At 60.9% G+C, this 25,505-nt stretch carries 19 protein-coding genes; 4 read left to right on the top strand and 15 right to left on the bottom strand.

The features are described 5' to 3' along the window. Positions 1–38: 38 nt before the first annotated feature. The 3 genes from AC07VF_RS14750 to AC07VF_RS14740 form a co-directional block, all read right to left on the bottom strand. On the bottom strand, positions 39–356 hold the full coding sequence (locus AC07VF_RS14750; protein WP_346631254.1) for a DUF2845 domain-containing protein: 318 nt from the start codon (positions 354–356) through the stop codon (positions 39–41). Continuing rightward, positions 356–3,316: a DUF748 domain-containing protein gene (locus tag AC07VF_RS14745; protein WP_495009208.1), complete on the bottom strand. Its 2,961-nt coding sequence runs from the start codon at positions 3,314–3,316 to the stop codon at positions 356–358. The genes AC07VF_RS14750 and AC07VF_RS14745 overlap by 1 nt, the downstream gene beginning before the upstream one ends. A 111-nt stretch (positions 3,317–3,427) precedes the next feature. Continuing rightward, positions 3,428–4,444 carry a class I SAM-dependent rRNA methyltransferase gene (locus AC07VF_RS14740; protein WP_346631256.1) on the bottom strand — a complete coding sequence of 339 codons (1,017 nt, stop codon included), beginning with the start codon at positions 4,442–4,444 and terminating at the stop codon, positions 3,428–3,430. 762 nt (positions 4,445–5,206) lie between these two features. Between AC07VF_RS14740 and mgtA the strand changes: the two genes are divergently transcribed. Further along, complete coding sequence (mgtA, locus tag AC07VF_RS14735; RefSeq protein WP_495009209.1) at positions 5,207–7,942, top strand: magnesium-translocating P-type ATPase; 2,736 nt, start codon at positions 5,207–5,209, stop codon at positions 7,940–7,942. A gap of 157 nt (positions 7,943–8,099) precedes the next feature. Here the strand turns inward: mgtA and AC07VF_RS14730 are convergent, their stop codons facing one another. After that, entirely contained in the window at positions 8,100–9,281 is a 1,182-nt protein-coding gene (locus AC07VF_RS14730) for an acetyl-CoA C-acetyltransferase (RefSeq protein ID WP_495009210.1), read from the bottom strand. Between the two features lie 323 nt (positions 9,282–9,604). Here AC07VF_RS14730 and AC07VF_RS14725 point away from each other — a divergent pair, with 323 nt between their 5' ends. Beyond that, complete coding sequence (locus tag AC07VF_RS14725) at positions 9,605–10,174, top strand: hypothetical protein (protein ID WP_495009211.1); 570 nt, start codon at positions 9,605–9,607, stop codon at positions 10,172–10,174. Between the two features lie 71 nt (positions 10,175–10,245). Here AC07VF_RS14725 and pgi read toward each other — a convergent pair whose 3' ends face one another. From pgi to dksA, 10 genes are all read right to left on the bottom strand, one after another. Beyond that, positions 10,246–11,910, bottom strand: a complete 1,665-nt coding sequence (pgi, locus tag AC07VF_RS14720) for a glucose-6-phosphate isomerase (protein ID WP_192174607.1) — start codon at positions 11,908–11,910, stop codon at positions 10,246–10,248. A 345-nt stretch (positions 11,911–12,255) separates the two neighbouring features. Beyond that, a complete protein-coding gene (panC, locus tag AC07VF_RS14715) occupies positions 12,256–13,107 on the bottom strand; it encodes a pantoate--beta-alanine ligase (RefSeq protein WP_495009212.1) in 852 nt (283 codons plus the stop codon). Continuing rightward, complete coding sequence (gene panB / locus AC07VF_RS14710) at positions 13,104–13,904, bottom strand: 3-methyl-2-oxobutanoate hydroxymethyltransferase (RefSeq protein WP_495009213.1); 801 nt, start codon at positions 13,902–13,904, stop codon at positions 13,104–13,106. Before panB ends, panC begins: the two co-directional genes overlap by 4 nt. 210 nt (positions 13,905–14,114) lie before the next feature. Then, positions 14,115–14,597, bottom strand: a complete 483-nt coding sequence (gene folK / locus AC07VF_RS14705) for a 2-amino-4-hydroxy-6-hydroxymethyldihydropteridine diphosphokinase (RefSeq protein WP_192174610.1) — start codon at positions 14,595–14,597, stop codon at positions 14,115–14,117. Positions 14,598–14,603: 6 nt separating this feature from the next. Then, the gene (locus AC07VF_RS14700; RefSeq protein ID WP_192174611.1) at positions 14,604–16,001 is read right to left on the bottom strand and encodes a polynucleotide adenylyltransferase PcnB; all 1,398 of its coding nucleotides are present in this window, start codon (positions 15,999–16,001) and stop codon (positions 14,604–14,606) included. 756 nt (positions 16,002–16,757) lie between these two features. After that, entirely contained in the window at positions 16,758–18,197 is a 1,440-nt protein-coding gene (locus AC07VF_RS14695) for a sigma-54-dependent transcriptional regulator (protein WP_133776134.1), read from the bottom strand. Between the two features lie 22 nt (positions 18,198–18,219). Further along, the gene (locus AC07VF_RS14690; protein ID WP_192174612.1) at positions 18,220–21,174 is read right to left on the bottom strand and encodes a sensor histidine kinase; all 2,955 of its coding nucleotides are present in this window, start codon (positions 21,172–21,174) and stop codon (positions 18,220–18,222) included. Then, positions 21,158–21,334 (bottom strand): hypothetical protein, encoded by a 177-nt coding sequence (locus AC07VF_RS14685; RefSeq protein ID WP_002552060.1) that lies wholly within the window; start codon positions 21,332–21,334, stop codon positions 21,158–21,160. The genes AC07VF_RS14690 and AC07VF_RS14685 overlap by 17 nt, the downstream gene beginning before the upstream one ends. 121 nt (positions 21,335–21,455) lie before the next feature. Beyond that, the gene (gene gluQRS, locus AC07VF_RS14680; RefSeq protein WP_495009214.1) at positions 21,456–22,343 is read right to left on the bottom strand and encodes a tRNA glutamyl-Q(34) synthetase GluQRS; all 888 of its coding nucleotides are present in this window, start codon (positions 22,341–22,343) and stop codon (positions 21,456–21,458) included. A gap of 133 nt (positions 22,344–22,476) precedes the next feature. Then, entirely contained in the window at positions 22,477–22,920 is a 444-nt protein-coding gene (gene dksA, locus AC07VF_RS14675) for an RNA polymerase-binding protein DksA (RefSeq protein ID WP_065988293.1), read from the bottom strand. Positions 22,921–23,270: 350 nt separating this feature from the next. On the opposite strand from dksA, the gene AC07VF_RS14670 reads away from it, so the two are divergent. Continuing rightward, positions 23,271–24,443: a pyridoxal phosphate-dependent aminotransferase gene (locus AC07VF_RS14670; RefSeq protein ID WP_346631265.1), complete on the top strand. Its 1,173-nt coding sequence runs from the start codon at positions 23,271–23,273 to the stop codon at positions 24,441–24,443. Beyond that, complete coding sequence (sfsA, locus tag AC07VF_RS14665; protein WP_192174615.1) at positions 24,443–25,186, top strand: DNA/RNA nuclease SfsA; 744 nt, start codon at positions 24,443–24,445, stop codon at positions 25,184–25,186. The genes AC07VF_RS14670 and sfsA overlap by 1 nt, the downstream gene beginning before the upstream one ends. Here sfsA and AC07VF_RS14660 read toward each other — a convergent pair. Continuing rightward, a complete protein-coding gene (locus AC07VF_RS14660; RefSeq protein WP_346627735.1) occupies positions 25,164–25,493 on the bottom strand; it encodes a Rieske (2Fe-2S) protein in 330 nt (109 codons plus the stop codon). The two genes, sfsA and AC07VF_RS14660, sit on opposite strands and share 23 nt — an antisense overlap. Positions 25,494–25,505 lie beyond the last annotated feature (12 nt).

Raw genomic sequence — 25,505 nt, 5'->3', positions numbered from 1 at the left:
CTCTTCCCGGCTAAAGCCGGTCCCACAAGGAGGCGCCATCACCTCCCGCGTTTGCTATCAATCCTCACCAACTGCCCGCCTTCGAATCTCAGGTACTGGTACATCCCGTTGCTCGGGCCGTAGATCCATTCCTGAACCTGCACCTGATCCACCTGGCGGTAGTGATTGACGGTCTCCTTGTAGCCGATGATCTCCTGGCTGACCGGTTGGCCGCATTTCTGCTGCACTTCAAACATCCGGTCGCCCACGCTGATCAACTGGCTGCCGCAGCGCAACGTATCCGCCTGGGCAACGCCAGCCAGCGCTGTCACACCGAGAACCAACGCCACCCTCGTTATCGCATTTCTCAAAATCATTACTCGCTGTCGAGGTGCAGGGGGCTGATGACGCGGCCGTCCTTTTCCGGTTTGCCGAGGGTGGTGTCGATGAAATACACCCGCTCGTCTGCCAGTTGTCCCTTGTCCACCAAGTAGTCCTTGATGCTTCCGGCCCGCGCCTGACCGAGCTGACGCAACAGAAGCGCGCTCGAACTCCAGGATTTGAGCACCGCCTCGCGCAGCTTGTTCTGACGCTCTTCCTTGCCCAGATTCACCCATTCAGCCGGCGGTTGCTGTTTCAGGCGCGTGCGATAAATCCCCTCGAGCATCGGCGCCTTCTCGTCAGCAGGCACGGTTAGATCACTCGGCTGCGCAGGCACCTTGTCGCCACGGCGCTGGAGAATCTTGTAGTACGTGCTCTGGTATTCGCGCTCCAGGCGCTGCTGGGCAATCAGTGGCCCGTCGCTCGCTTCAGCGCTGGTGCCTTCAATCTCCAGGCGCAACGCCGGACGCGCTTTCAATCCCGCCGCCAGCTTGTCCAGCGACGCCATGGCTTCAGGGCTCAACTCATCAACCCCTGGCGCGAAGGCCACCGTGCCCAAATCTTCCGATCCGCCACCGCCGCTGATCAACCCGCCGATGAATTTGAACGGCGCCGCCGCTGCCTTCACCACCAGATTGCGCAGGGTCTGCCAGACAATCGGCATCACGCTGAACTGCGGATTGTTGAGATCGCCCGTCACGGGCAGCTCGATGGAAATCTTGCCATCGGTGTCCTTGAGCAGGGCGATCGCCAGTTTCAGCGGCAGATTCACCGCGTCCGGACTGTCGACCTTCTCGCCCAATTGCAGCTGCTCGACCACCACCTTGTTCTCGGCCTTGAGCTGGCCTTTGGTGATCAGGTAATGCAGGTCCAGATTCAACCGCCCCTTGCGAATGCGATAGCCGGCGAACTTGCCCGAGTAGGGCGTCAACGTGGTCAGTTCCACGCGCTTGAAGCTGGTCGCGATGTCCAGACTTGCCATCGGGTTGAACGGATTCAGCGCGCCCTTGATGGTCACCGGCGCATAGCGATCCACCTTACCGTTGATGTTCACCGTCGCCGGTTTGTCCTGGCGGTTATCCAGCGTGCCGATTTTGCCGTTGAGTTGCTGAACAGCCGTAGCGAAGTTTGGCGTGAGGCTGAAGTCGGCAAAGTTGGCCGAGCCGTTGGTGATGTTCACTTCGCCAATGCGAATGCCCATCGGCTTTTCGCTGCTGGCGGCAGCCTTGGCTTTCGGCGCGGCAGGGGGTTGATCAGCAGGCTGAGGAATCAGCAGGTCGTCGATATTGGTCGAGCGATCGTCGGCAATCATGAATCGGGCATAGGGCTGATCAATGTTGATCGTGGCGATGGTCAGGCTGTCGCCGAGCTGGAAATCCAGGCCCTCGACATTCAGCCGCTGCCACTTCACGAAATCCCGCGACTTGAGGGTGTCGAGGGTGTGCAACTGGTCGACCTGCGCCTTGCCGGTAATGCCCAGCGCCAAGGGCTCGGTGCTTTTCAGGTCGACCGCCAGATCGCTGTTGAGCATGCCGCTGCGCACTTCCAGACGAATGAACGGCGTGACGTAGGACTGCGCGACACGCAGGTCGATGTCGCGGGTGGTGACGTTGAGATTGGCGCGAACCGGCGCCAGATTCACCTCGCCCTCGGCGGTCAGCTTGCCTTGCTTGCCCACGCCGGTGTCGAGCTTGAGCTTGAAGGGTGATTTGTTGAGGCTGTCGAAGCCGGTCAGGTCGAGGTTCAGCGGACCGACATCAATCGCAACAGGCTCTTTCGGCACCTTGTCGCCGAGGTGAATGCGGTAGTCGCGCAGCTGCGTATCGCGCAGCAACACCTGCCACGGCTTGCTCGGCGCCGCTGGTTTTGCGCTGGCGGTGGTTTCAGCGCTGCTCGCGGTGGCGGGCTGCTGTTTTTCAGCCTCAACCTTTTTCGCCTGCGCCTTAGAAGGCTGGCTGGCGAACAGCTTCTGCCAGTCCAGCTCACCGTCTGACTCACGCGTTGCCCAGGTTTCCAGGCCTTCGCTGCGAATCTTGCCAACGGTCACCAACTGCTTGGCCAGATCGATCGACGTCTCGCTCACGCTCAGTTTTTTCAGGCGAGCCAGCGGTCTGCCGTCCGGGGCATCGATGGCGAAGGGCGCGACGCTCAAGGACGTGTTGTCCAGCAGCAGCTCGGTCTCCTTGGCCAGGCTGAGTTTGTAGTGGGTGTTGAAATTGAGTACCCCGTCTTTGAGCACCAGCGGCAGGGCATCGCGAACGTAGGGCCACCAGACTTTCATCTTGCCGTCGGTGACTTTGAGCGTGCCTTCCGACGCGATCGGCACCAGGCTGATGCGCCCGACCCAGTCGATCTGACCGCCTTCAGGCCCGGCGGCGACGAGGGTCATGTCGGCGTTGTCTTCCGGCAGCGTGCTGAGGTTTTTCAGCTCGAAATTCAGCGCGTCGTAGAGAAACTCGATGGGCTCGCTGGGGCGCATGTCCTGGAAATGCACGTAACCGTCGGCCAGCTTGATCTCGCCGATACGCAGCGGAAATGGCTTGCCTGGAGGTTCGTCTGGTGTTGCGGGTTCGCTGGCGGGCAGCTTGAACAGCCCGGCCAGGTTGAGCGTTCCGTCCTTGGCGAACAGCAGCTCGGTCTTGGGTTTGTCGAGTTCGACGGCCTTGAGGTGCAGGGCCTTGGTCCACAGGCTGTCGATTTGCAGGTTGGCGTAAAGCCGTGCGAAACCGATTTGCTCCTTGCCCGGGGCCCCGATGTTCAGGCCCCAGAGGGTGACTTCCAGGCTGTAGGGATTGAGTTCGAGGCGGTCGAGCCTGGCCGGCACCGTGCTGTAATTGGCCAGCTGTTGATTGATGATTCGCAATGCAACGCCTGGCAGGATCAGAAACCCCAGCACGCTGTAAATGGCGAAGACGGCCAGCAGGGCGCCGATGGCGCGTTTCAATCCTTTGGGCATGTAGGTCGCCGACTCTCTCGATGGGAGGTCCTTGGAGTATGGCACGCCAATCTGGTTCCGAATCCAGTCGCTTCAATCCGTGTGGGAAATTTCCTCAGGCCCTTTTGAGCATCACAGCTGCAAGATCAATGTCTTGAGCGGGGGCTGTTGATCCTGTGACGGAAAGTCGGCGCCCGGGGTCAGCACCTGGCAGTCGCGCACGGGTCGGCCGATCTTGCTCGCGCAGCGCAGTACTTGCTCGCGCCAGTCGTCCAAGCTGACTTTCGCCAGATTGTTGCAGCAGATCAGCACGCCGTCTTCGGCGGTGGTCAGCAGCGCGGGTTTCAGCAGGCTTTGGTAATCGCGCAGCAGATCCACCGTGCCGAAGGCGCTCTTGGCCCAGGCCGGCGGGTCCAGCAGGACCAGATCGTATTGGCGTTGCTCAAGGCGTACGTAACTCGGCAGCTTGTGGCCGCGACGGGAAGCGATGGGCAGCCCGGCCAGTTGGCGAATGGCCGGGAAGTAATCGGACTGGACGAACTGCATGGTCGGCAACTGCGGATTGAGCAGGCCGTTCTCGCGTCCGACGGCCAGGTTGCCCTCGGCGAAATCCAGGTTGCACACCTCGCGCGCGCCACCCGCCGCTGCGCTCAGACCAACGCCGCAGGTGTAGGCAAACAGGTTGAGCACGCTCTTGCCGGCGGCATGTTGCTTGACCCAGCCGCGGGCGTTGCGCAGGTCGAGAAACAGCAATGGGTCCTGCCCGGCATGACGACCGCGCACCCGGTAATTCAGGCCCCACTCGTGGCCGACCAGATCGGCCAGCGCAGCGTCGTCGGCTTTATAGATCGGGTCAGTCCGGTCAACCCGGGAATTGCCCTGGGAGCGGTCGTTGTAGACCAGCAGCAGCTCCAGACCCAGACGTGCATTGACGGCAGTATGCAGCGCCAGCAGCGAATCAAGATCCAGGCTGTTGTGGAAACTCTGCACCAGCAGTTGCGGGCCGTAGCGGTCGACCGTCAGCCCGCTCGCGCCTTCCTGGCTGCCGTGGAACAGGCGATAACAGTCGGTGCCTTGGGCGTGCAGTTCCGCCAGCAGGGTTTGACGATTATCGAGGGCGACGCTGAGCGCCTGATTCAACGAAGACATGCTCGGCCTTGGGGCAGGAATGAGGGCGTGCGAGTTTATCAGCAAGGCCAATGCCAGTGTTGCCGCCTGTTCGCCAGCAAGCTTCTACGGACTTTCGCACTGCCCTCGCTGCAAACCACTGTAGGAGTGAGCTTGCTCGCGATAGCGGCGTGTCAGACGACATCCTCTTCGCAGACATAACGCCATCGCGAGCAAGCTCACTCCTACAGAAACTGAGGTGAATCAGTTCAACCTTGGGGTCTCAGATATGACGCATGTGCGAGCAAGCTCACCCCTGCAAGGGGCGTCATCCCCGGTTCCTGAACCGTTCCTGAAGACTTCTGCAAAACCCCCACACCCTTCGTGCTGGCGATTTACTCTCATAAAACCCGGGCGTATGCTTCGCCCGTTTTCAACCAATGCGGAGACCCACAGTGGGTACTTGTTCGAGTGACAGACGTCAGCCGGTGATAACGACCGGCCCATCCTCGGCACGATAACGCGCAGTCTTTTCACTGCCGCTATCTCGCCGACAACGTGAGAAGCGGCAGTGCCAGCGGTCTCTGATCAGAGCCCGCTTTCCTGTCCTTTCCCTGACGCCCAATCCTGCGTGATGACCGACGCGTCTGTCGTTCGTCTGCGCATCGGACGCGCGCGGCTTTTGCTGCGCGGGCCAGCCTGCGGCGCCTGCTCATGAACGAGCGCGGCGCCTGAGGTCGGCCGTACCCGCTCAAGGTTCCTGTGCTTTCAGCTCCAGCAGCCTTCAGTCCAGGGGACATAACCATGAAGTACACCCTCCTGAAAGAATTCCTCGCAGACTTCGTCCGCACCCGCAAACTCGGCCGGCACTTTCGTCGGCTGGCGACGCTCGACAGCGTGACCGACGCCACCGTCAGCCGCGAAGTACCGCCGACCCTCGCGCAAACCCTGACCCGGGGCGCCAGCAGCGATGTGCCTGAATTGCTCGCACGCCTGAGCAGTCACGCCGACGGTCTCAGCGAAACCGAAGCGCAAAGCCTGCGCGAGCAACACGGCCTCAACGAAGTCGAGCACGAACAGCCCCTGCCATGGTGGGTGCACCTGTGGCACTGCTACAAAAACCCGTTCAACCTGCTACTGACCCTGCTGGCGTTCATCTCGTGGCTGACCGAAGACATGAAAGCCGCCACGGTGATTTTCTCCATGGTCGTGCTCTCCACACTGCTGCGTTTCTGGCAGGAGGCGCGCTCCAATCAGGCCGCCGACGCGCTGAAAGCGATGGTCAGCAACACCGCGACTGTCATGCGCCGCGCCGACAGCACGGTCGACGCTGCCGATAACGCAACGCAAAAACGAATCGAACTGCCGATCAAGCAACTGGTACCGGGCGACCTCATCGTGCTGTCTGCCGGCGACATGATCCCTGCAGACTGCCGCGTGCTCAGCGCCAAGGACCTGTTCGTCAGCCAGGCCGCGATGACCGGCGAATCCATGCCGGTGGAGAAATTCGCGCGGCGTCAGGACGTCGACACGGGTAACCCGCTGGACCTGGAAAACATCCTGTTCATGGGCACCAACGTGGTGTCCGGCGCGGCGACGGGCGTCATTCTGGCGACCGGCAACAACACTTATTTCGGCGCACTGGCGCAGCGGGTCAGCGCCACCGATCGTGCGCCGACCTCGTTTCAGGCCGGGGTCAATAAAGTCAGCTGGCTGCTGATCCGCTTCATGTTCGTGATGGCGCCGCTGGTGCTGTTCATCAACGGCTTCACCAAGGGCGACTGGATGGAAGCGCTGCTGTTCGCGCTGTCCATCGCGGTCGGCCTGACCCCGGAAATGCTGCCGATGATCGTCACCTCGACGCTGGCCAAGGGCGCGGTGTTCCTGTCGCGCAAGAAAGTCATCGTCAAGCGCCTCGACGCCATCCAGAACTTCGGCGCCATGGACGTGCTGTGCACCGACAAGACCGGCACGCTGACCCAGGACAAGATTTTTCTCGCGCGCCATGTCGACGTATGGGGCGATGAGTCCGACGACGTTCTGGAAATGGCCTACCTCAACAGCTACTACCAGACCGGGCTGAAAAACCTGCTGGACGTCGCGGTGCTGGAGCACGTCGAGATTCACCGCGAGCTGCAAGTCGGCACTGCGTTCAGCAAAGTCGATGAGGTCCCGTTCGACTTCAATCGCCGGCGCATGTCGGTGGTGGTGCAACAGCAGCGCGAACCGCATCTGTTGATCTGCAAAGGCGCGCTGGAAGAAGTGCTGAGCGTGTGCAACCGCGTGCGCCACGGCGATGCCGAAGAAGCGCTCACGCCTGACCTGCTCGAGCGTATTCTGAGCGTCACCGCAGCGTTCAACGAAGAAGGCCTGCGCGTAGTGGCTGTGGCCGCGCGTCCTATGGAGGCGGGCCGCGACACCTACGGCCTGGCTGACGAAAGCGACCTGACCCTGATCGGCTATGTCGCGTTTCTCGATCCACCGAAGGAAAGCACGGCGCCGGCGCTTAAAGCGCTGGCCGAGCATGGCGTGGCGGTGAAAGTGCTGACCGGCGACAACGAGCGCGTCACCGCGAAGATCTGCCGCGAAGTCGGTCTGGAGCGTCAGGGCCTGCTGCTGGGTGGTGATATCGAGCGCATGAGCGACGCTGAGCTGGCGGTCGCGGTCGAAACGACCAATGTGTTCGCCAAGCTGACACCTTCCCACAAGGAGCGCATCGTGCGGCTGCTCAAGGCCAACGGGCACGTGGTGGGTTTCATGGGTGACGGCATTAACGACGCGCCTGCGCTGCGCACGGCCGACATTGGCATTTCCGTGGACACCGCGGTGGACATCGCCAAGGAAGCGGCCGACATCATTCTGCTGGAGAAGAGCCTGATGGTGCTGGAGGAGGGGGTGCTGGAAGGGCGCCGGACCTTCGCCAACATGCTCAAGTACATCAAGATGACGGCCAGTTCCAACTTCGGCAACGTGTTCTCGGTGCTGGTCGCCAGTGCGTTCATCCCGTTTCTGCCGATGCTGCCAATGCACCTGCTGGTGCAGAACCTGCTGTACGACATTTCCCAGATTGCCATTCCGTTCGATAACGTCGATGAGGAACTGCTGAAAAAACCTCAGCGCTGGCAGCCTGCGGATGTAGGACGCTTCATGCTGTTTTTCGGGCCGATCAGCTCGATCTTCGACATCACCACGTTTGCGGTGATGTGGTACGTGTTCGGCGCCAACACGCCAGAGCATCAGACCCTGTTTCAGTCGGGCTGGTTTGTCGTGGGCCTGCTGACGCAAACGCTGATCGTGCACATGATCCGCACGCCGAAAATCCCGTTCCTGCAAAGCCGCGCGGCGATGCCGTTGATGGTGATGACCGGGGTGATCATGGCCGTGGGCATCTTCCTGCCGATGGGCCCGTTGGCGCACTACTTCAAACTGCAGGCACTGCCACCGCTGTACTTCGCCATCCTGCCGCTGATCCTGATCGGGTACGTGGTGCTGACCCAGGCGGTGAAGGGGTTTTATGTCCGCAGGTTTGGCTGGCAGTGATTTCCATGTGACGCAGGCCCCATTGACTGACCGCGTGCTTTTAGTGGGACCGGCTTTAGCCGGGAATGCGTCAGGCGTCACACCGCGAAAGTGAGGGTGTTCGACCTGGCCTCTTCCCGCCTGAAGCCGGTCCTACACTTGCGTCTCGGCCAGGCTGTTATGGCCGGGCCAGCGCCAGCGCCACGCCTTGTCCGCCGCCAATGCACAGCGTCGCCAGGCCTTTCTTCGCGTCGCGCTTGATCATTTCGTGCAGCAGGGTCACCAGCACGCGGCAGCCCGATGCGCCGATCGGGTGGCCGATGGCGATGGCGCCGCCGTTGACGTTGACCTTGTCCATGTCCCAGCCCAGTTCCTTGCCAACCGACAATGACTGGGCGGCGAAGGCTTCGTTGGCTTCGATCAGATCGAGCTCCTCCAGCGACCAACCCGCCTTGTCCAGGCAGCGGCGGGTTGCGCTCACCGGGCCGATGCCCATGATCGCCGGGTCAACACCCGCGTTCGCGTAAGCCGCAATCCGCGCCAGCACCGGCAAGCCCAGTTCTTCCGCTTTGCGGGCGCTCATCAGAATGACCGCCGCCGCACCGTCGTTCAGCGATGACGCATTGCCTGCCGTGACCGAGCCGTCCTTTTTGAACGCCGGCTTGAGCTTGCCCAGTGATTCAGCAGTGGTGCCCGCACGTGGCTGCTCGTCGATGCTGAAAGAGAGCGGATCGCCTTTGCGCTGAGGAATCAGGACCGGGGTGATTTCATCCACGAAGCGCCCGGCCTCGATGGCCGCCGCGGCTTTCTGTTGCGACGCAGCAGCAAACGCATCCTGCGCCTCACGGCTGATGTCGTATTTATCGGCCAGGTTCTCGGCAGTGATGCCCATGTGGTAGTCGTTGAACGCATCCCAGAGGCCATCGCTGATCATCGTGTCGACCATCGTCGCGTGGCCCATGCGCAGACCGGTCCGCGCGCCCGGCATCACATAGTTCGACAAGCTCATGTTTTCCTGGCCTCCGGCGATGATCACCTCCGCGTCACCGCAACGAATCGCCTGGGCCCCCAGATGCAGCGCCTTGAGGCCCGAGCCACAGACCTTGTTCAGCGTCATGGCGGGCACTGTGAACGGCAAGCCCGCCTTGATCGCAGCCTGACGTGCAGGATTCTGCCCGGCACCCGCCGTCAGCACCTGGCCCATGATCACCTCATCGACTTGCGCACCGTCCAGACCGGTCTGCGCCAGCAGTTGACGGATAACGGTAGCGCCGAGATCCACTGCAGGAATATGCGCCAGCGAACCCTGGAAACTGCCCACCGCAGTGCGGGTGGCGGCAACGATTACGACATCTTGCATGGTGCGAACCCTCAGTGGTGTGCGACGCGGCGCCGGCCCGGGCTTGAAAAGGTGAAGAAAACAGCGCGGGCAGCCGGATCAAGGGAGAGCATGGTTGCATGAATGACGATGATAATTTAAGCCCTTTGTCGCCCGGATGCTGCTGCGATGGCGATCAAACGCCCCCCATCCCTGGACCGGTCTGCGGATGGCTCCTACGGAAACATATGACAGGAAGTGTCTCAGGTTCCGACGCAAACCCGGGAAGCGGCTGATTTTTGTCGAGTGTGAAGGCAGGGACAATCGCCGGCCATTTCAGCGTCCATTTCCCAGGAGCCCCCCTTTTGCCAAACGACAATCATGGCACTCAAAGCGGCGACCACAGCCTGAACGTCGGCGTCGGCGACTTTCGTGGCGCCAACGTGAACATCAGTCACAACGAGCGCCCCACCTTCACACCCGAGCAATTGCACATTGAGCGCCATCCGGCGTTTGGCGGGCGCAGTCTCGACAGCCGCAACGTCTCTGTCTTTGGGTATATCACGGGAATCGCCAGCCTGATCGGGCTGTACTTCACCCTGTTCCAGCCGCCATTGGGCGGTCAGAGCTCGTGGTCAACGTTGTTCATGTTTTCATTCATCGTTGCGGTGATGGCCGTCGCACTGTCAGCCTTGCTCCGTCGACGCAAGTTCGAGCATTTCTTCGGCTCCCGGCACTATCTTGAAATCAGCCAGACCGGGCGTCTGAGGGTGAATCGTCTGACTGCGCAATGCCCCTGGTGCGGGTCGTTGATGCACTTGCGGCGCGTCGGCCCGAAGGAAGGGCTGCGTGACGATCAGTTCCTTTGCGTGCGCAATCCGGCGCAGCACACCGTTCAACTCGACCCGACGGTGCTCCCCGACATAGAAGACTGAGAAACCCAGAAGCACGAAACCCGCTGCCTCTTGCGAGAGAGCGGGTTTCGAGGGTGTTACAGGACGGCAGATCAGCCGCGGTGACGACCGCGGAAGTAGTTGATCAGGCCCTGGGTCGAAGCGTCTTCAGCGACAGTTTCGTCGGTGCCGACAAGGCGGCTGTAAACGCCTTTGCCCAGCTCCTTGCCCAGTTCAACGCCCCATTGGTCGAAGGCATTCGTGCCCCAGACCACGCTTTGCACGAACACTTTATGCTCGTACATCGCGACCAGCGCGCCAAGGCGGCGAGGGCTGATGCGCTCGACGACAATGGTGTTGCTCGGGCGATTGCCCGGAATGACCTTATGCGGCGCGACGCGCTGCACTTCGTCTTCCGGTACGCCCTTGGCCCGCAGTTCTGCTTCGGCTTCGGGGCGGGTTTTACCCTGCATCAAGGCCTGGCTCTGGGACAGGCAGTTGGCGTACAGCCACTGATGGTGGTCGGACACCGGGTTGAAGCTGACGATCGGCACAATGAAGTCGGCCGGGATCATTTGCGTGCCCTGGTGCAGCAACTGGTGGTATGCATGCTGGCCGTTCGCGCCAACGCCGCCCCAGATGACCGGGCCCGTGTCAGTTTTGACCGGCACGCCGTCCTGGCGAACGCTCTTGCCGTTGGATTCCATGTCCAGCTGTTGCAGGTGCTTGGTGATGTTGCGCAGGTAATGGTCGTACGGCAGGATCGCGTGGCTTTGCGCGCCCCAGAAATTGCCATACCAGATACCCAGCAAGCCCAGCAGAACCGGCATGTTCTCTTCGAACTCGGCGTTCTGGAAATGCTGATCCATGGTGTAGGCGCCGGACAACAGCTCCTTGAAGTTGGACATGCCGATCGCCAGCGCAATAGGCAGGCCAATGGCCGACCACAGCGAGTAACGGCCGCCGACCCAGTCCCACATCGGGAAGATGTTTTCTTCACGAATGCCAAACGCGACTGCCGCAGCGTTGTTGCTCGACACCGCGATGAAGTGGCGATACAACTCGGCTTCGGAGCCGCCTTGGGCGAGGTACCAGGCGCGGGCAGCGGTGGCGTTCTTCAGGGTTTCGAGGGTGGTGAAAGTCTTGGACGAAACGATGAACAACGTGGTCTCGGCGCGCAGCTTCTGAGTCAGCTCGTGCAGCTCGGTGCCGTCGATGTTCGCCAGATAATGGCAGCGAACGCCTTTCTGCGCGTACGACAACAGCGCTTCGGACACCAGCTCAGGCCCCAGGAACGAGCCGCCGATGCCGATATTGACCACGTCGGTGATCGGCTTTTCGGTGTAGCCGCGCCACAGGCCGTCGTGGATGCGCCCGACCAGATCCGTGATCTGGTTCAGCACCTTGTGCACTTCCGGCATCACGTTGACGCCGTTGACCAGCAGCTTGTCGCCCACCGGACGACGCAGGGCGGTGTGCAGCGCAGGGCGACCTTCAGAAGCGTTGACCAGCTCGCCGTCGTACTGCGCCTTGATGGCGTCTTTCAGGCCAACTTCATTGGCCAGATTGACCAGCAACTGACGGGTCTCGGCAGTGATCAGGTTCTTCGAGTAGTCGAGAAACAGACCGGCACTGCTGAGCGTGAATTCGTCGAAACGCTTGGGGTCTGCGTTGAATGCTTCGCGCATGCTGAAATTTTGCATCGCTTGGCGGTGATCTTTGAGCGCCTGCCAGGCGGGCAGGGTAGTGACGTCATGAGGAGTGCGGTAGTACGCCATCGCTGCGGGTTTCCTTGTACTTGAACTGCCTTTTGGACACTGAAAAGCAGGATTGGACATGAATTCGTGGACGCATCAGAGACTAGTCCCCGGCAACGCCGATGTCTGCGCCTTGCTTTACCTTTGCTCGGTACTTTTTCTCACGGAGTAGAGTTGCTGGTCTGACACGAACTGTATCGGTATGGCATTGCGGGTGTGGCTAAGTTCATCGCCAGGGCCCTGCAAAGGCCGAGGCCTGCGCTTCACACTCGGTTTCGCGCAGTGAGCATAGGCGCAGATGGTCATCCGATCACGTGACTTTTGCTTTACACGTGACCGGATGCGTTCTTCAGCCGGGCGGGCAGGTTATTCCCTGACCAGATGCAGGTTGTCGATCAGGCGCGTCTTGCCCATGAACGCCGCGCCCAGCACCACCAGATCATGATCATCCGGGGTCGCAGGACGCAGGCTGACTGCGTTGCGAATCTCCAGGTAATCAGGACGGAAGCCCGCGGCTTCCAGGGCTTTGACGCCATCGCCGATCAACTGCTGATGATCCTGATCGCCATTCTGCAATGCCGTGCCGATCTGTTTGATCACGCGGTACAACGCAGGCGCTGCAGCGCGCTGGTCTTCAGTCAGGTAGCCATTGCGCGACGACAGGGCCAGGCCATCGGCAGCACGCACGGTGGGTTCGCCGATGATTTGAATGGGCATGTTCAGGTCACGCACCAGCGCATTGACGACGGCCAGTTGCTGGAAATCCTTCTGACCGAAAATCGCGATGTCCGGCTGCACCATGTTGAACAGCTTGCTGACCACCGTCGAAACGCCGTCGAAGTGACCGGGACGGCTGCCGCCACACAGTCCTTCGGACACCACCGGCACACGCACGATGGTCTGATCACCCATGCCATGGGGGTACATTTCTTCGACCGTCGGCGTGAACAGCAGGTGGCAACCGGCCTGAAGCAATTGCTCCTGATCGGCGGCGAGAGTGCGCGGGTACGACGCAAGGTCTTCGGTGGGACCAAATTGAAGCGGGTTGACGAAGATGCTGGCGATCACGAAATCAGCCCGTTGAACGGCTTTAGTGACCAGGGCGATATGGCCGCTGTGCAGGTTGCCCATGGTGGGCACCAGAGCGATGCGCTTGCCTTCGCTGCGTGCGCGGGCAACGACGGCGCGCAACTCGCGAACGGTTTTAACTGTGTTCATGCCGAGAATCCGTGTTCTGGAGCGGGGAAGCTGACGTCCTTGACCGCGCTGACATACGCGCCAATCGCTGACTGAATGTCCGGCTGACCGGTCATGAAGTTCTTCACAAACTTGGGCACGCGGCCGGTGATCGACAGCCCTAGCATGTCATGAAGCACCAGCACCTGACCGTCTGTGGCGCTGCCGGCGCCAATACCGATCACCGGAATCTTCACGGCGTGGGTGATTTCCTGAGCCAGTTCGCTCGGCACGCATTCCAGCAGAATCATCGCGGCGCCGGCCTGCTCAAGGGTAATCGCGTCGGCCCGCATTTGCCGCGCCTGCGACTCCAGACGACCCTGTACTTTATAGCCGCCCAGCACGTTGACCGCCTGAGGCGTAAGGCCCATGTGCGCACACACCGGAACGCCGCGCTCGGCCAGCAGCCGGATCGAGTCGGCAAGCCACGCCGCGCCTTCGATCTTGACCATGTGCGCACCCGCTTGCATCAGCGTGGCGCTGTTGGCAAAGGTCTGCTCGGGGGTGGCGTAGGACATGAACGGCAGATCCACCAGAATCAGCGCGCCCTGGTTGCCGCGTTTGACGCCGGCCACGTGGTACGCCATTTCAGCGGTGGTGACGGGCAGCGTGCTGTCGTGGCCCTGAAGGACCATGCCCAGCGAGTCGCCGACCAGCAGCACTTCCACGCCGGCCTGGCTGGCGGTGTGGGCAAAAGTCGCGTCGTAGCAGGTCAGCATGGTGATTTTTTCACCTTTTTGCTTCAGAGCCAGCAGGGACGTAACGGTGATATCGGGCATGGAAAGTCCTCATTCAGGCGCTGTGAATACTGCGGCGAGCAACGCGTGATTCATCTTGGGAGGCAGGCACATCGTCGTTTCGCGATGTTTGCAACGGCCTGATCCGCGCCTTGTGGCCGGTCGCCCGGCTTTGGGACGCTTATCTTCGTGAGGAGGGGGCGGGAAGTCAATTCCGGGTGTTACCGGTTTGAACGTACCTGCAGAAAGGCGTCAGCTCGGCAATCGCTCCAGGCCTTCGAACGGGCACTGGGCAAGCAAATCATTCAGCGCGCGGCCATCGGCGAAGGTGATCCCCGGCGCCAGCTCGGCCAGTGGGTACAGCACAAACGCGCGCACCTGCATCTGATAGTGCGGCACCTTCAGGCGCGGCTCATCGATGAGGCGATCGCCGAACAGCAAGATGTCGAGGTCCAGCGTGCGCGGCCCCCAGCGTTCGAGGCGTTCGCGGCCCTGATCGTTTTCGATGCCCTGCAAGGCATCAAGCAGCGTGAGAGGGGGGAGCGACGTGTCGAGCGCCGCGACCGCATTGGTGTAACGCGGCTGACCCGGCAACAGCGAGTCGCTGACATAAAAGGAGGAAACGCCTGACAGACTGCTCTGCGGTAACAGGCCCATAGCCTTGATCGCTTCTCGCAACTGTTCGGCAGGGTCGGCCAGGTTGCTACCCAGGCCGATGTAAACGCGCTCGATCATCGGGTGTTATTCCGCCCCGTCGACGCCGGCGCGTTTGCGCTTGCCGCTGCTGCTGCGACGGCGTTTGCGCGGAGCCTGGCCGGTAGCGTCTGGCTTGCTGCCCAGGTCACGAATCATGTCGCGACGTTCGGAGTCGTTGGCGTCCTGATAATCCGTCCACCATTCACCCAGCCCGTCGGTTTCTTCGCCGGCCAATTCACGCAGCAACAGAAAATCGTAGCCGGCACGGAAGCGCGGGTTTTCCAGCAGCAGGTCGGCGCGTTTGCCCGAACGGCGCGGCAGACGTTCCTGCATGTCCCAGATCTCGCGGATCGGCATGGTGAAGCGTTTCGGAATCGCGATCCGCTGGCACTGTTCGGTGATCAGTTCGTGGGCCGCTTCCTGCATGGCCGGGATCGGCGGCATGCCGCGCTCTTGCAGACGCAGCACGCGGGCGGGCAGGGCAGGCCACAGTAATGCGGCAAACAGGAACGCTGGCGTAACCGGTTTGTTCTGCTTGATGCGCAGATCGGTGTTGGCCAGCGCTTCGCTGATCAGCGTGTGGGTATAGGTTGGATTGTATTCCAGCGCTTTGGAGCTGGCCGGAAACAGGGGCTCGAACAATTCGAGATCGACGAGCATCTCGAACGTCGCTTCGGCGTAACCCGAGAGGAACAGCTTCAGGACTTCTTCAAACAGACGCGCCGAAGGGATGTCGCGCAGCATGGGCGCCAGCGGGCGGATAGGCGTGGCGCTGTGCTTCTCGATACCGAAATCCAGCTTGGCGGCGAAACGCACGGCCCGCAGCATGCGCACCGGGTCTTCCTTGTAACGCTGCTGCGGATCACCGATCAGACGAATCAGGCGATTGCGGATGTCGTGCACACCATTGGCGTAATCGAGGACGCGCTCGGTGACCGGATCGTAATACAGGGCGTTGATCGTGAAGTCGCGACGCTGGGCGTCGTCTTCGAGGGTGCCGTAGACGTTGTCACGCAGAATGCGCCCGCTCTCGTTGCGTGAAGACTGGTTACTGTCTTCATCTTCGTCGTCGATCGGGTGATTGGCGCGGAACGTCGCGACTTCAATGATTTCACGGCCGAAATGGATATGAACCAATTTGAAGCGGCGGCCGATGATACGGGCGTTGCGAAACTCGGCGCGGATCTGCTCGGGCGTGGCACTGGTGGCGACGTCGAAATCCTTTGGAGTGATGCCGAGCATCATGTCGCGGACGCAGCCGCCCACCAGATAGGCCTGGTAGCCGGCGGTCTGCAGGCGCTCGACGATGTTCACCGCATAGCGGCTGAATTGATTGCGTTGCAACGAATGCTGGCTGCTGCTGAGCACTTCAGGCGTTGTGCGCACATGTTGCTGCGGCTTGCGCAGTGGGGAACGGAATGACTGGAACAGCTTCTTCAGCATGGGAGGCACTGTTTGAAGGAATATTCGGCCAATTTCGAAGAGTGACCGCACGATGGGCGGGGATTCTAGCATTTAGTCGGGGGATGGTGTAGGAGGCAGCGCGAGGGTGGCGTGCGGGTACTGAATGCGCTGCGTGGCGCGGGGTGTCGAGCGGGGAGAGTGTTTAGTGCAGATGCTACTGGGGGAGCCGAAGCTCCCCCAAAGTGCGTGCTCTTATTTTTATTGTCTGATGGGCTTTTTATTTTTGTTGACCGCCCAATTCACGGCTTTCGCCTGTGAAACCTCCCAATCGGGAGTCAAGAGCAAACGGATTGCTTTGGTCGCTGTGCGGCAGTGATCTATCGATCCAACCAGTTCAGGCTCTACCTAAGGGTAGTTTTTGTTGTTCTCGGCCTGGTTGCGGGACAAGTCCCAAATGCAACGCCTCTCCAAAAGAATCAGTTAGCTGCGCCTCCGCCGTGTTGTTCTTGTTATGCGTGAGTCGATTCGTCTTGTTTTTATTATGTTGGTGTTTCAGGTGACTGATTTTTGTTGTTCTTGTACGAATACCTATAGCAGTACCTGTGCCAACTTTTGCAAAACGAGCTGCAGGCCTTTGAATCCAAGGGTGTGGCAAATTGACGCTATTTTGCGCAGGCGAAAAAAAACCGGGGGTTCGTTACCGTACGCCCCGGTTTTGTTACGCCACCGTTTTTGAGGTAACAGTTTTTTCACATTCCCCGTAACCCGCGTGCCAGAGCCCGCGCATGGACGGACTCACGTTTCGCTGGCCACTCCGGTCTTGCGCCGCGGGATGCCCAGGCGTTGGCGACGCTCCCACAGGCACTTGCGGCTGACGCCCAGCTTGCGGGCCAGCTCGGTTTCGGTCATGTGGTCCTGATGCTCCAGGACGAAGTGCTGGAAATAGTCCTCCAGCGACAAGTCCTCGGTTGGCTCGCCGGCGGTGGAACTCGACGAGCCAGACGTTTGCGGGGCAAGGCCGATGAACTCGTTGACATCGAGATCGCTCAGCTCGATATCGATACCCAGCAGCTCTGCGGAAATGTCCGGGCTTTCGCACAGGATCACTGCGCGCTCGACCGCATTCTCCAGCTCCCGCACGTTGCCTGGCCACGAATAGTGCCGAATCGCCTGCTCGGCGTCCGGTGCAAAACGCAGGTCGTTGCGGCCGGCCTTGAGGCTTTGCCGCGCCAGAAACGCATTGGCGATCTCGTTGACGTCCGCACCGCGTTCACGCAATGCGGGCAGCTTCAGCGCGATCACGTGAAGGCGGTAGTACAAGTCCTCGCGGAACTGGCCAACTTTGGCCAGGCTCTTGAGGTCTCGGTGAGTCGCTGCAATCAGGCGCACGTCGACTTTCTGCGACTGCACCGAGCCCACGCGGCGAATTTCGCCTTCCTGCAGGACGCGCAGGAGTCTCGCCTGAGCTTCCAAGGGCAGCTCGCCGATCTCATCGAGGAAGAGAGTGCCGCCATCCGCCGCTTCGACCAGACCGGCACGCCCGGCGCTGGCACCGGTGAAGGCGCCTTTTTCGTGGCCGAACAGTTCGGATTCGATAAGGGATTCAGGGATCGCCGCACAGTTGACCGAAATCATCGGGGCCTTGGCGCGACGGGAGAGGTTATGCAGCGCGCGGGCCACCAGTTCCTTGCCCGTACCGGACTCTCCCTGAATCAGCACGTTGGAGTCGGTTGGCGCGACTTTGCGGATCTTGCTGTACATGTCCTGCATCGGCGGGCAGGAGCCGATGATGCCGATCTCACCATTGCTGTTGTCCGGACCGGACTTGTCGCCCGTCGCCGTTTTTGCGGTGGCGGCGCGTTCGGCCTGCATGCTTTGCAGCGTCTGGCGATCACGAAGAATGCGTGAGACGGCCTGAAGCATTTCGTCGTGGTCGAAAGGTTTGGCGATGTAATCCACCGCGCCCATTTTCATCGAGTCCACGGCCGAGCGCAGGCTGGCGTAACTGGTCATGATCAGCACCGGCTTGCCCTGGCCGAGCTTGATCAGCTCTGTGCCGGGCGCGCCGGGCAGACGTAAATCGCTGACGATCAGGTCAAACGAAGGGATGCTGAAACGTTCCTGAGCTTCCTGCACGGATCCGGCTTCGCTGACCTGGTACTGATTACGTTCCAACAGTCGACGCAGGGCGGAGCGGATGATGGTTTCGTCTTCCACGATCAAAATGTGAGGCATTGATTCGGTTCTCTCGACGGTCTCAGTTCACGGCGGACGTCGCTTCGACATGTCGCGGTAAGGTCACCCGAATTCGGGTTCCGCGTTGGTGCTCGGGGTCAGCCGGGCTGTCGATGGTGATTTGTCCATAATGCTCTTCAACGATGGAATAGACCAGCGCGAGCCCTAGTCCTGTTCCTTCGCCCGGATCCTTGGTGGTGAAGAAAGGTTCGAACAAGCGGTCCATGATGGCTTTCGGAATGCCGCTGCCTTCGTCTTCCACGATCAGGTCGACCGTGTGTTCGGAAGCCTCGCTTTTCACCCGTACCGCACTGCCGGCGGGCGATGCGTCGCGGGCGTTTGACAGCAGGTTGATCAGCACCTGTGCGAGCCGCTGTGGATCGCCGTCCACCCAGTGGTTCGGGTTGCACAGGTTATAGAACTGCACTTCGAAATTGCGCCGGTTCAACGCCAGCAGACCAATGGCATCCTGCGCCACCTCTGCCAGGCACACCGGTTCGTCGGCGTGTTGATGTCCGCCGGCGTGGGCGAAGCTCATCAGCGACTGCACGATGCGGGAAACGCGCTTGGTCTGCTCGATGATCTGGCTGCTGATTTCCGTCAGCTCGGCGTCTTCTTCGCGTTCTTCGCGCAGGTTCTGCGCCAGGCAGGCGATGCCGGTGATCGGGTTGCCGATTTCGTGGGCAACACCGGCAGCCAGTCGACCAATGCTCGCAAGACGCTCGGAGTGCACCAGTTTGTCTTCCAGCATCTGCGTATCAGTCAGGTCTTCGACCAGAATCACCAGCCCGCTGTTGCCCGGCGCAAGCGGCTCATCAATGGCCGCCTTGTGCAGGTTGAGCCAGCGAGTCTGACCGTCGAGGCCCAGGCGCTGCTTATGCAAGTGCTCGTCCGGGACATTGATGAACCCCAGCAGCAGCTGCTTCCAGGGATCAACGATGGTTTCGAGCCGTGACCCGACAACGCGCTGAGCGCCGATACCGGTCAGCTCTTCCATAGCCTTGTTCCACATCAGGATCTCCTGATCCTTGGCCAGGGAGCACACGCCCATCGGCAACTCTTGCAGGGTCTGGCGGTGATAACGGCGCAGGGCGTCGAGCTCGGCAGCCAGGCCGGTGAGGCGGGAGTGATAATCCTCAAGGCGGCTTTCGATAAAGTGAATATCCTCGGTGACATAGTTCTCACTGCCGGACTTGTAAGGCAGAAACGTCTCAACCATGTCCTGCGCCACACTTGGCCCCATCAGCCCTGAAAGGTTGGCCTCGATACGGTCGCGCAAACGCCGCAGGGCGTAAGGCCGGCGCTCGTCGAACGGCAGATAAAGGTCCCGCAGCGCCTGTTCGACTTCCTTCTGCGCAGCTTTCGCGCCCAGGGGTTTGGCCAGTTGAGTCGCAAACTCCTGGGGTGAAGCGGCATGCAGCTCGCGACGCTGTGGGCGGCGAACGTTGTCCACCGCGCAGGCCTCGGCCGCACTCGCCTCTTCGGGACTGGGATTGCTGAACAGCGAAATCAGGGTGAACACCAGCACGTTGGCCGCCAGGGAAGCGATCGCTGCCATGTGCCAGCTGGTGTCATCCAGCACGTAAATCATGTTCAGCAGCGGGATGTAGAACCCCTGGAAGTCGCCGATCAGCGGCAGCAACATGCTGATGGTCCAGACCGCGATGCCGGCAATGAGGCCAGCCATGAAGCCGCGTCGGTTAGCCGCCGGCCAGTACAGCACCGATAGCACGCCGGGAAGGAACTGCAATGTTGCAACGAACGCGACGATGCCCAGATTCGCCAGATTCTGCTTGGCGCCAAGCAGAAGATAAAAGCCAAAGCCGGCCATGATGATCGCGACAATCAGCCCGCGCCGTGTCCACTTCAACCAGCGATAGATATTGCCTTCGGCAGGCGGCTGGTAAAGCGGCAGCACCAGGTGGTTCAGCGCCATGCCGGACAGCGCCAGGGTGGTGACGATGATCAGCCCGCTCGCCGCAGAAAGCCCGCCGATATAGCCGAGCAAGGCCAGGGTCTTGCTGTGGGCGGCGATGCCAATACCCAAAGTGAAATATTCAGGGCTGGTGGTGGCGCCCAGTTTCAAACCGGCCCACAGCACCAGGGGTACCGCCAGGCTCATCAGCAGCAGAAACAGTGGCAGACCCCAACTGGCGCTGACCAGCGAGCGCGGATTGAGGTTTTCGGTAAAGGTCATGTGATACATGTGCGGCATCACGATGGCCGAGGCGAAGAACACCAGCAGGAGCGTACGCCACGGGCCTTCCTGCAGTGGCGTGTGCAACGCCGCCAGTGCGCTCTGGTTTTGCAGCAGCCATTGCTCAAGGCTCTGCGGCCCATCGAATACGCCATACAGCGCGTACAGACCGATGCCGCCGATGGCGACCAGCTTGATGACCGACTCGAAGGCGATGGCGAATACCAGCCCTTCGTGTTTTTCCCGCGTGGCGATGTGACGGGACCCGAAGAAGATGGTGAACAGCGTGATCAGCACACAGAACGCAAAGGCCACGTAGTTGCGCACCGGTTCCCGGGTCAGAATGCCGATGGAGTCGGCAACGGCCTGGATCTGCAGTGCCAGCAACGGCAAAACGCCGATCAGCATGAAGATGGTGGTCAGTGCACCCGCCCAGGTGCTGCGAAAGCGGAAGGCGAACAGATCGGCCAGTGACGAGAGCTGGTAGGTGCGGGTGATCTTGAGAATGGGGTAGAGCAGGACGGGGGCGAGCAGGAAAGCGCCGGACACGCCCAGGTAACTCGACAGAAAACCGTAGCCGTATTCGTAAGCCAGCCCCACCGTGCCGTAAAACGCCCACGCACTGGCGTAGACGCCAAGTGACAGCGTGTAGGTCAGCGGGTGACGAATGATCCAGCGCGGGATCAGGCCACGTTCACTGATCCAGGCAACGCCGAACAGCACCGTCAGGTAGGCGGCACTGACCAGAATCATCTGGGTCAGGCTAAAGCTCATCGGCATCTCGTTGGCTCTGCAGAATGAAGGTCACTACGATCAGGATCAGCCACAGCATGTACGGCCGGTACCAGGCGCCGGTGGCATCGATCCACCAGTCCATGATGGCCGGGGAAAACAGGTAGATACCCACCACCAGCAGCAGGACCAATCGATAGATATACATTTGGCCTCCCAGGTTGACTGACCAGAAGATGACGGAGCGGCATGGTAACGGATGGCGATGGGGCTGCAAGCGACGTTTCCGCCAGTTTTGTGCTGCCTCCCTGTGAATCGGCTGCGCGAGCTCAGTCTATTCGAGCCTCCTCGATAGCGACCAGGCGGGGTATCGAATCGGCATTCCAGTGGGCAATGGCCCAATCCAGCAGCTCTCGGGGCGTAGCGTGTTTCAGTTCATCCGGCGTCTTTTGCCCCAGCGCGCGCAGCCCTCGAAGCAGCAACGGCGCGGCCTGATCGGGTGGCAGGGGTGGCGAACGGTAGGATTTACCCAGTTTATGGCCGTCGGGTTGGGTGATCAGAGGCACATGAAGGTAGCGGGGTTGCGGCAGGCCCAGCAGTTCCTGCAAGTACAGCTGACGTGGCGTGGAGTCGAGCAGATCAGCGCCCCGTACGATGTCGGTTACGCCCTGCCAGCCGTCGTCGAGGACCACCGCCAGTTGGTAGGCGTAAAAGCCGTCGCGGCGACGAATGATGAAATCGCCCGCGTCGCGCCCCAGATGCTGCCGAAACTCGCCCTGCACGCGGTCTTCGAAGCGGTATTCCAGCTCAGGCACCCGAATGCGGATGGCCGCGTCTTCGGGTGAGTGCCCGGCGTTCCGGCAAAAACCCGGGTAAATGCCGTTGTAGCCTTCCAGTTGCTTGCGCGAACAGGTGCAGGCGTAAGCGAGCCCATGGCTGAACCACTGATGGATGATCGCCTGATAAGCCTCATGCCGGTCGCTTTGCCTCACCAGTTCGCCGTCCCATTCGAACCCGTAGGCTTCGAGGGTCTGGAGTATCCCCGCCTGGGCACCCGGAACCTCGCGGGGAGGGTCGAGATCTTCCATGCGCATCAGCCATTTTCCGCCGACCGAACGGGCGTCGAGATAGGAGGCCAGCGCTGCGACCAGAGAGCCGAAGTGCAGATAACCGCTGGGGGTCGGCGCAAAGCGCCCTATATAAGAAGGGGTTTTCATGGGCGCTGATGGTACTGGAAATAAAACGTACGAAATACCGGACGACCTGTCGTGCAGTGTGGGAAAACGCGACGCACCCGTAGGGCGAAACAAAAAAGGACGCCGAGGCGTCCTTTTTACTGGATCAACAGGATCACTTACCGACCTGTTTTTCCTTGATTTCAGCGAGGCTTTTGCAGTCAACGCACATGTCGGCCGTTGGACGGGCCTCAAGGCGCTTGATACCGATCTCGACGCCGCACGATTCGCACCAGCCGTATTCCTTGTCCTGAATCAGCTGCAGCGTCTTGTCGATCTTCTTGATCAACTTGCGCTCACGATCGCGGGCGCGCAGTTCCAGCGCGAACTCTTCTTCCTGGCTTGCACGGTCTGCAGGGTCAGGGAAGTTAGCCGCCTCGTCCTTCATGTGAACAACCGTGCGGTCAACTTCTACCATCAACTCCTGTTTCCACTTGGACAGGATCTTGGTGAAGTGCTTGCGCATGGGGTCGCCCATGTATTCCTCACCCTTCGTCGCGACGTAGGGTTCGAAACCACTGATTGCCGGGGTGCTCTTTTGCTTTTCTTCGGTGGGCATGAACGGACCGCCTCTCACTCTTCTAAGCCATTACACAGGTTAAGATCCATCGCCGACACCTGCCGGCCCTGCGGCTGCAAGCGGGCGAACTTACCAGATCGAATCGGAGCGCGCTACTCCCGGTTGTCGAGGATGGCCCGCAGCACGCACGTGGACTATGACCGCAGCCTGAGCGCCCGGTTTTATCTATTTTTCACAGCGCTGAGTTTAGTGCCTGCGGCGCGAGCGCCCGGTTTTCTGGACTGTCGGCTGCAAGTCGCTGCTGCTCAGGCCGATAAACGCTGTAGCCCGCCCGGGCGGATGAGTAGAATCGGCGACTTATCTCGCCACCCCTCACCAAAGGAAGGCCCATGCCACAGCCCTACAGTGCGCGCAGCCGCGCCATCGAACCCTTTCATGTCATGGCGCTGCTGGCGCGGGCCAATGAACTGCAAGCGGCGGGGCATGACGTTATCCACCTCGAGATCGGCGAGCCGGATTTCACCACGGCCGAGCCGATCATCAAGGCCGGTCAGGCGGCGTTGGCCGCTGGCAAGACCCGTTACACGGCGGCCCGTGGTCTGCCGGAACTGCGCGAGGCCATCTCGGGCTTTTACGCTCAGCGTTACGGCGTGAACGTCGATCCGGGCAGAATTTTGATTACGCCAGGCGGTTCAGGTGCACTGCTACTGGCGGCAAGTCTGCTGGTCGATCCCGGCAAACACTGGCTGCTGGCCGATCCGGGTTACCCGTGCAACCGGCATTTTCTGCGCCTTGTGGAGGGGGCTGCGCAGTTGGTGCCCGTGGGGCCGGAAGTGCGTTATCAACTGACGGCCGATCTGGTCGCTCAATACTGGAACGAGGACAGCGTCGGCGCGCTGGTGGCTTCTCCAGCCAATCCGACCGGGACCTTGCTGCACCGCGACGAGCTTGCCGCGCTTTCGGCGTCGCTCAAGGCACGGGATGGGCACCTGGTGGTGGACGAGATCTATCACGGCCTGACCTACGGAATGGACGCGAGCAGCGTGCTGGAAGTCGATAACGACGCCTTCGTGCTGAATAGTTTTTCCAAGTATTTCGGCATGACCGGTTGGCGCCTCGGTTGGCTGGTTGCCCCCGAGGCGGCGGTCGGTGATCTGGAAAAGCTGGCGCAGAATCTTTACATCAGCGCGCCGAGCATGGCGCAAAGTGCGGCACTCGCCTGTTTCGAGCCGCAGACCCTGGAGATCCTCGAGCAACGTCGTGCCGAGTTTGCCCGGCGTCGCGACTTCTTGCTTCCGGCGCTGCGCGAACTGGGCTTCAACATTGCCGTGGAGCCAGAAGGCGCCTTCTATCTATACGCAGACATCAGCGCGTTCGGTGGCGACGCGTTTGCGTTCTGTCATCACTTTCTGGAAACCGAGCACGTCGCATTTACTCCCGGGCTGGATTTCGGTCGGTACCGCGCCGGCCATCATGTGCGCTTCGCCTACACCCAAAGCCTGCCTCGGCTTCAGGAGGCGGTCGAGCGAATAGGTCGGGGTCTGCGGAGCTGGCAAGGCTGATGCGTTTCTCACCTCCACTTGAAGAAGGCCGGCTGATTCAGCGCTACAAGCGCTTCCTTGCCGACATCGAGACCGCCAGCGGCGAGCGGCTGACGATTCACTGTCCCAACACGGGTTCGATGTTCAATTGCATGATGCCGGGGGGGCGGGTCTGGTTCAGCCGCTCCAATGACCCCAAGCGCAAGCTGCCGGGCACTTGGGAAATTACCGAAACACCACAGGGGCGGCTCGCCTGCGTCAACACCGCGCGCGCCAACAGGCTGGTAGAAGAAGCACTTCTGGCCGGCGTGATCACGGAATTGGAAGGGTTTACGGCGCTCAAGCGCGAGGTCGCCTATGGCCAGGAAAACAGCCGCGTCGACTTCCGTCTGGATTACCCCGATGGCCCGCTGTACCTGGAAGTCAAAAGCGTGACTTTGGGCTTTGATGACAGTCGTGTCGCTGCGTTTCCCGATGCGGTCACTCAGCGCGGCGCGAAGCACCTGCGTGAACTGGCGGCCCTGGCGCGGGAAGGCGTGCGCGCCGTGTTGCTGTACTGCGTGAACCTCACTGGCATCGATGCCGTGCGGCCCGCCGCCGAAATCGACGCGGCCTACGCCGCTGCCTTGCTTGAGGCGGCTGCGGCAGGGGTTGAAGTCCTGGCGTATGGCGTGGAGCTGACCCCTGACGAAGTGCGCATTGATCGGCGCCTTGAGATTCACCTCACGGAAACGCGCCCGCTCAGTCCGGTGCCACTGGATTGATCCAGATGCCCTGAGCGTCTTCGCCGCAGTCGATAGCCCTCAGGGATTTGCCCTCGCAAGGGCCGGCGACGCACTCGCCGTTCTCGATCAGGAACAGCGCACCGTGAGTGGCGCACTGGATCAGGCTGGCGCTGGCATCGAGAAACTCATCGGGCTGCCATTCCAGCGCCACTCCACGATGGGGACACCGATTGGCGTACACATAAACCTGACCCCCTCGCCGGACGGCCAGAATCTTGAGCTCATCAACCTCAAACCCGAGGCTTTTGCCTTCAATCAGCGCAGCGCTGTCGCACAGGTATTTCAGCGTGGTCTCCTT

The organism is Pseudomonas sp. GW821-FHT02H06 (genome assembly GCF_059421525.1).
Note: the sequence above shows the minus strand (reverse complement) of the source record. Positions and strands in the feature narration are given on the sequence as shown.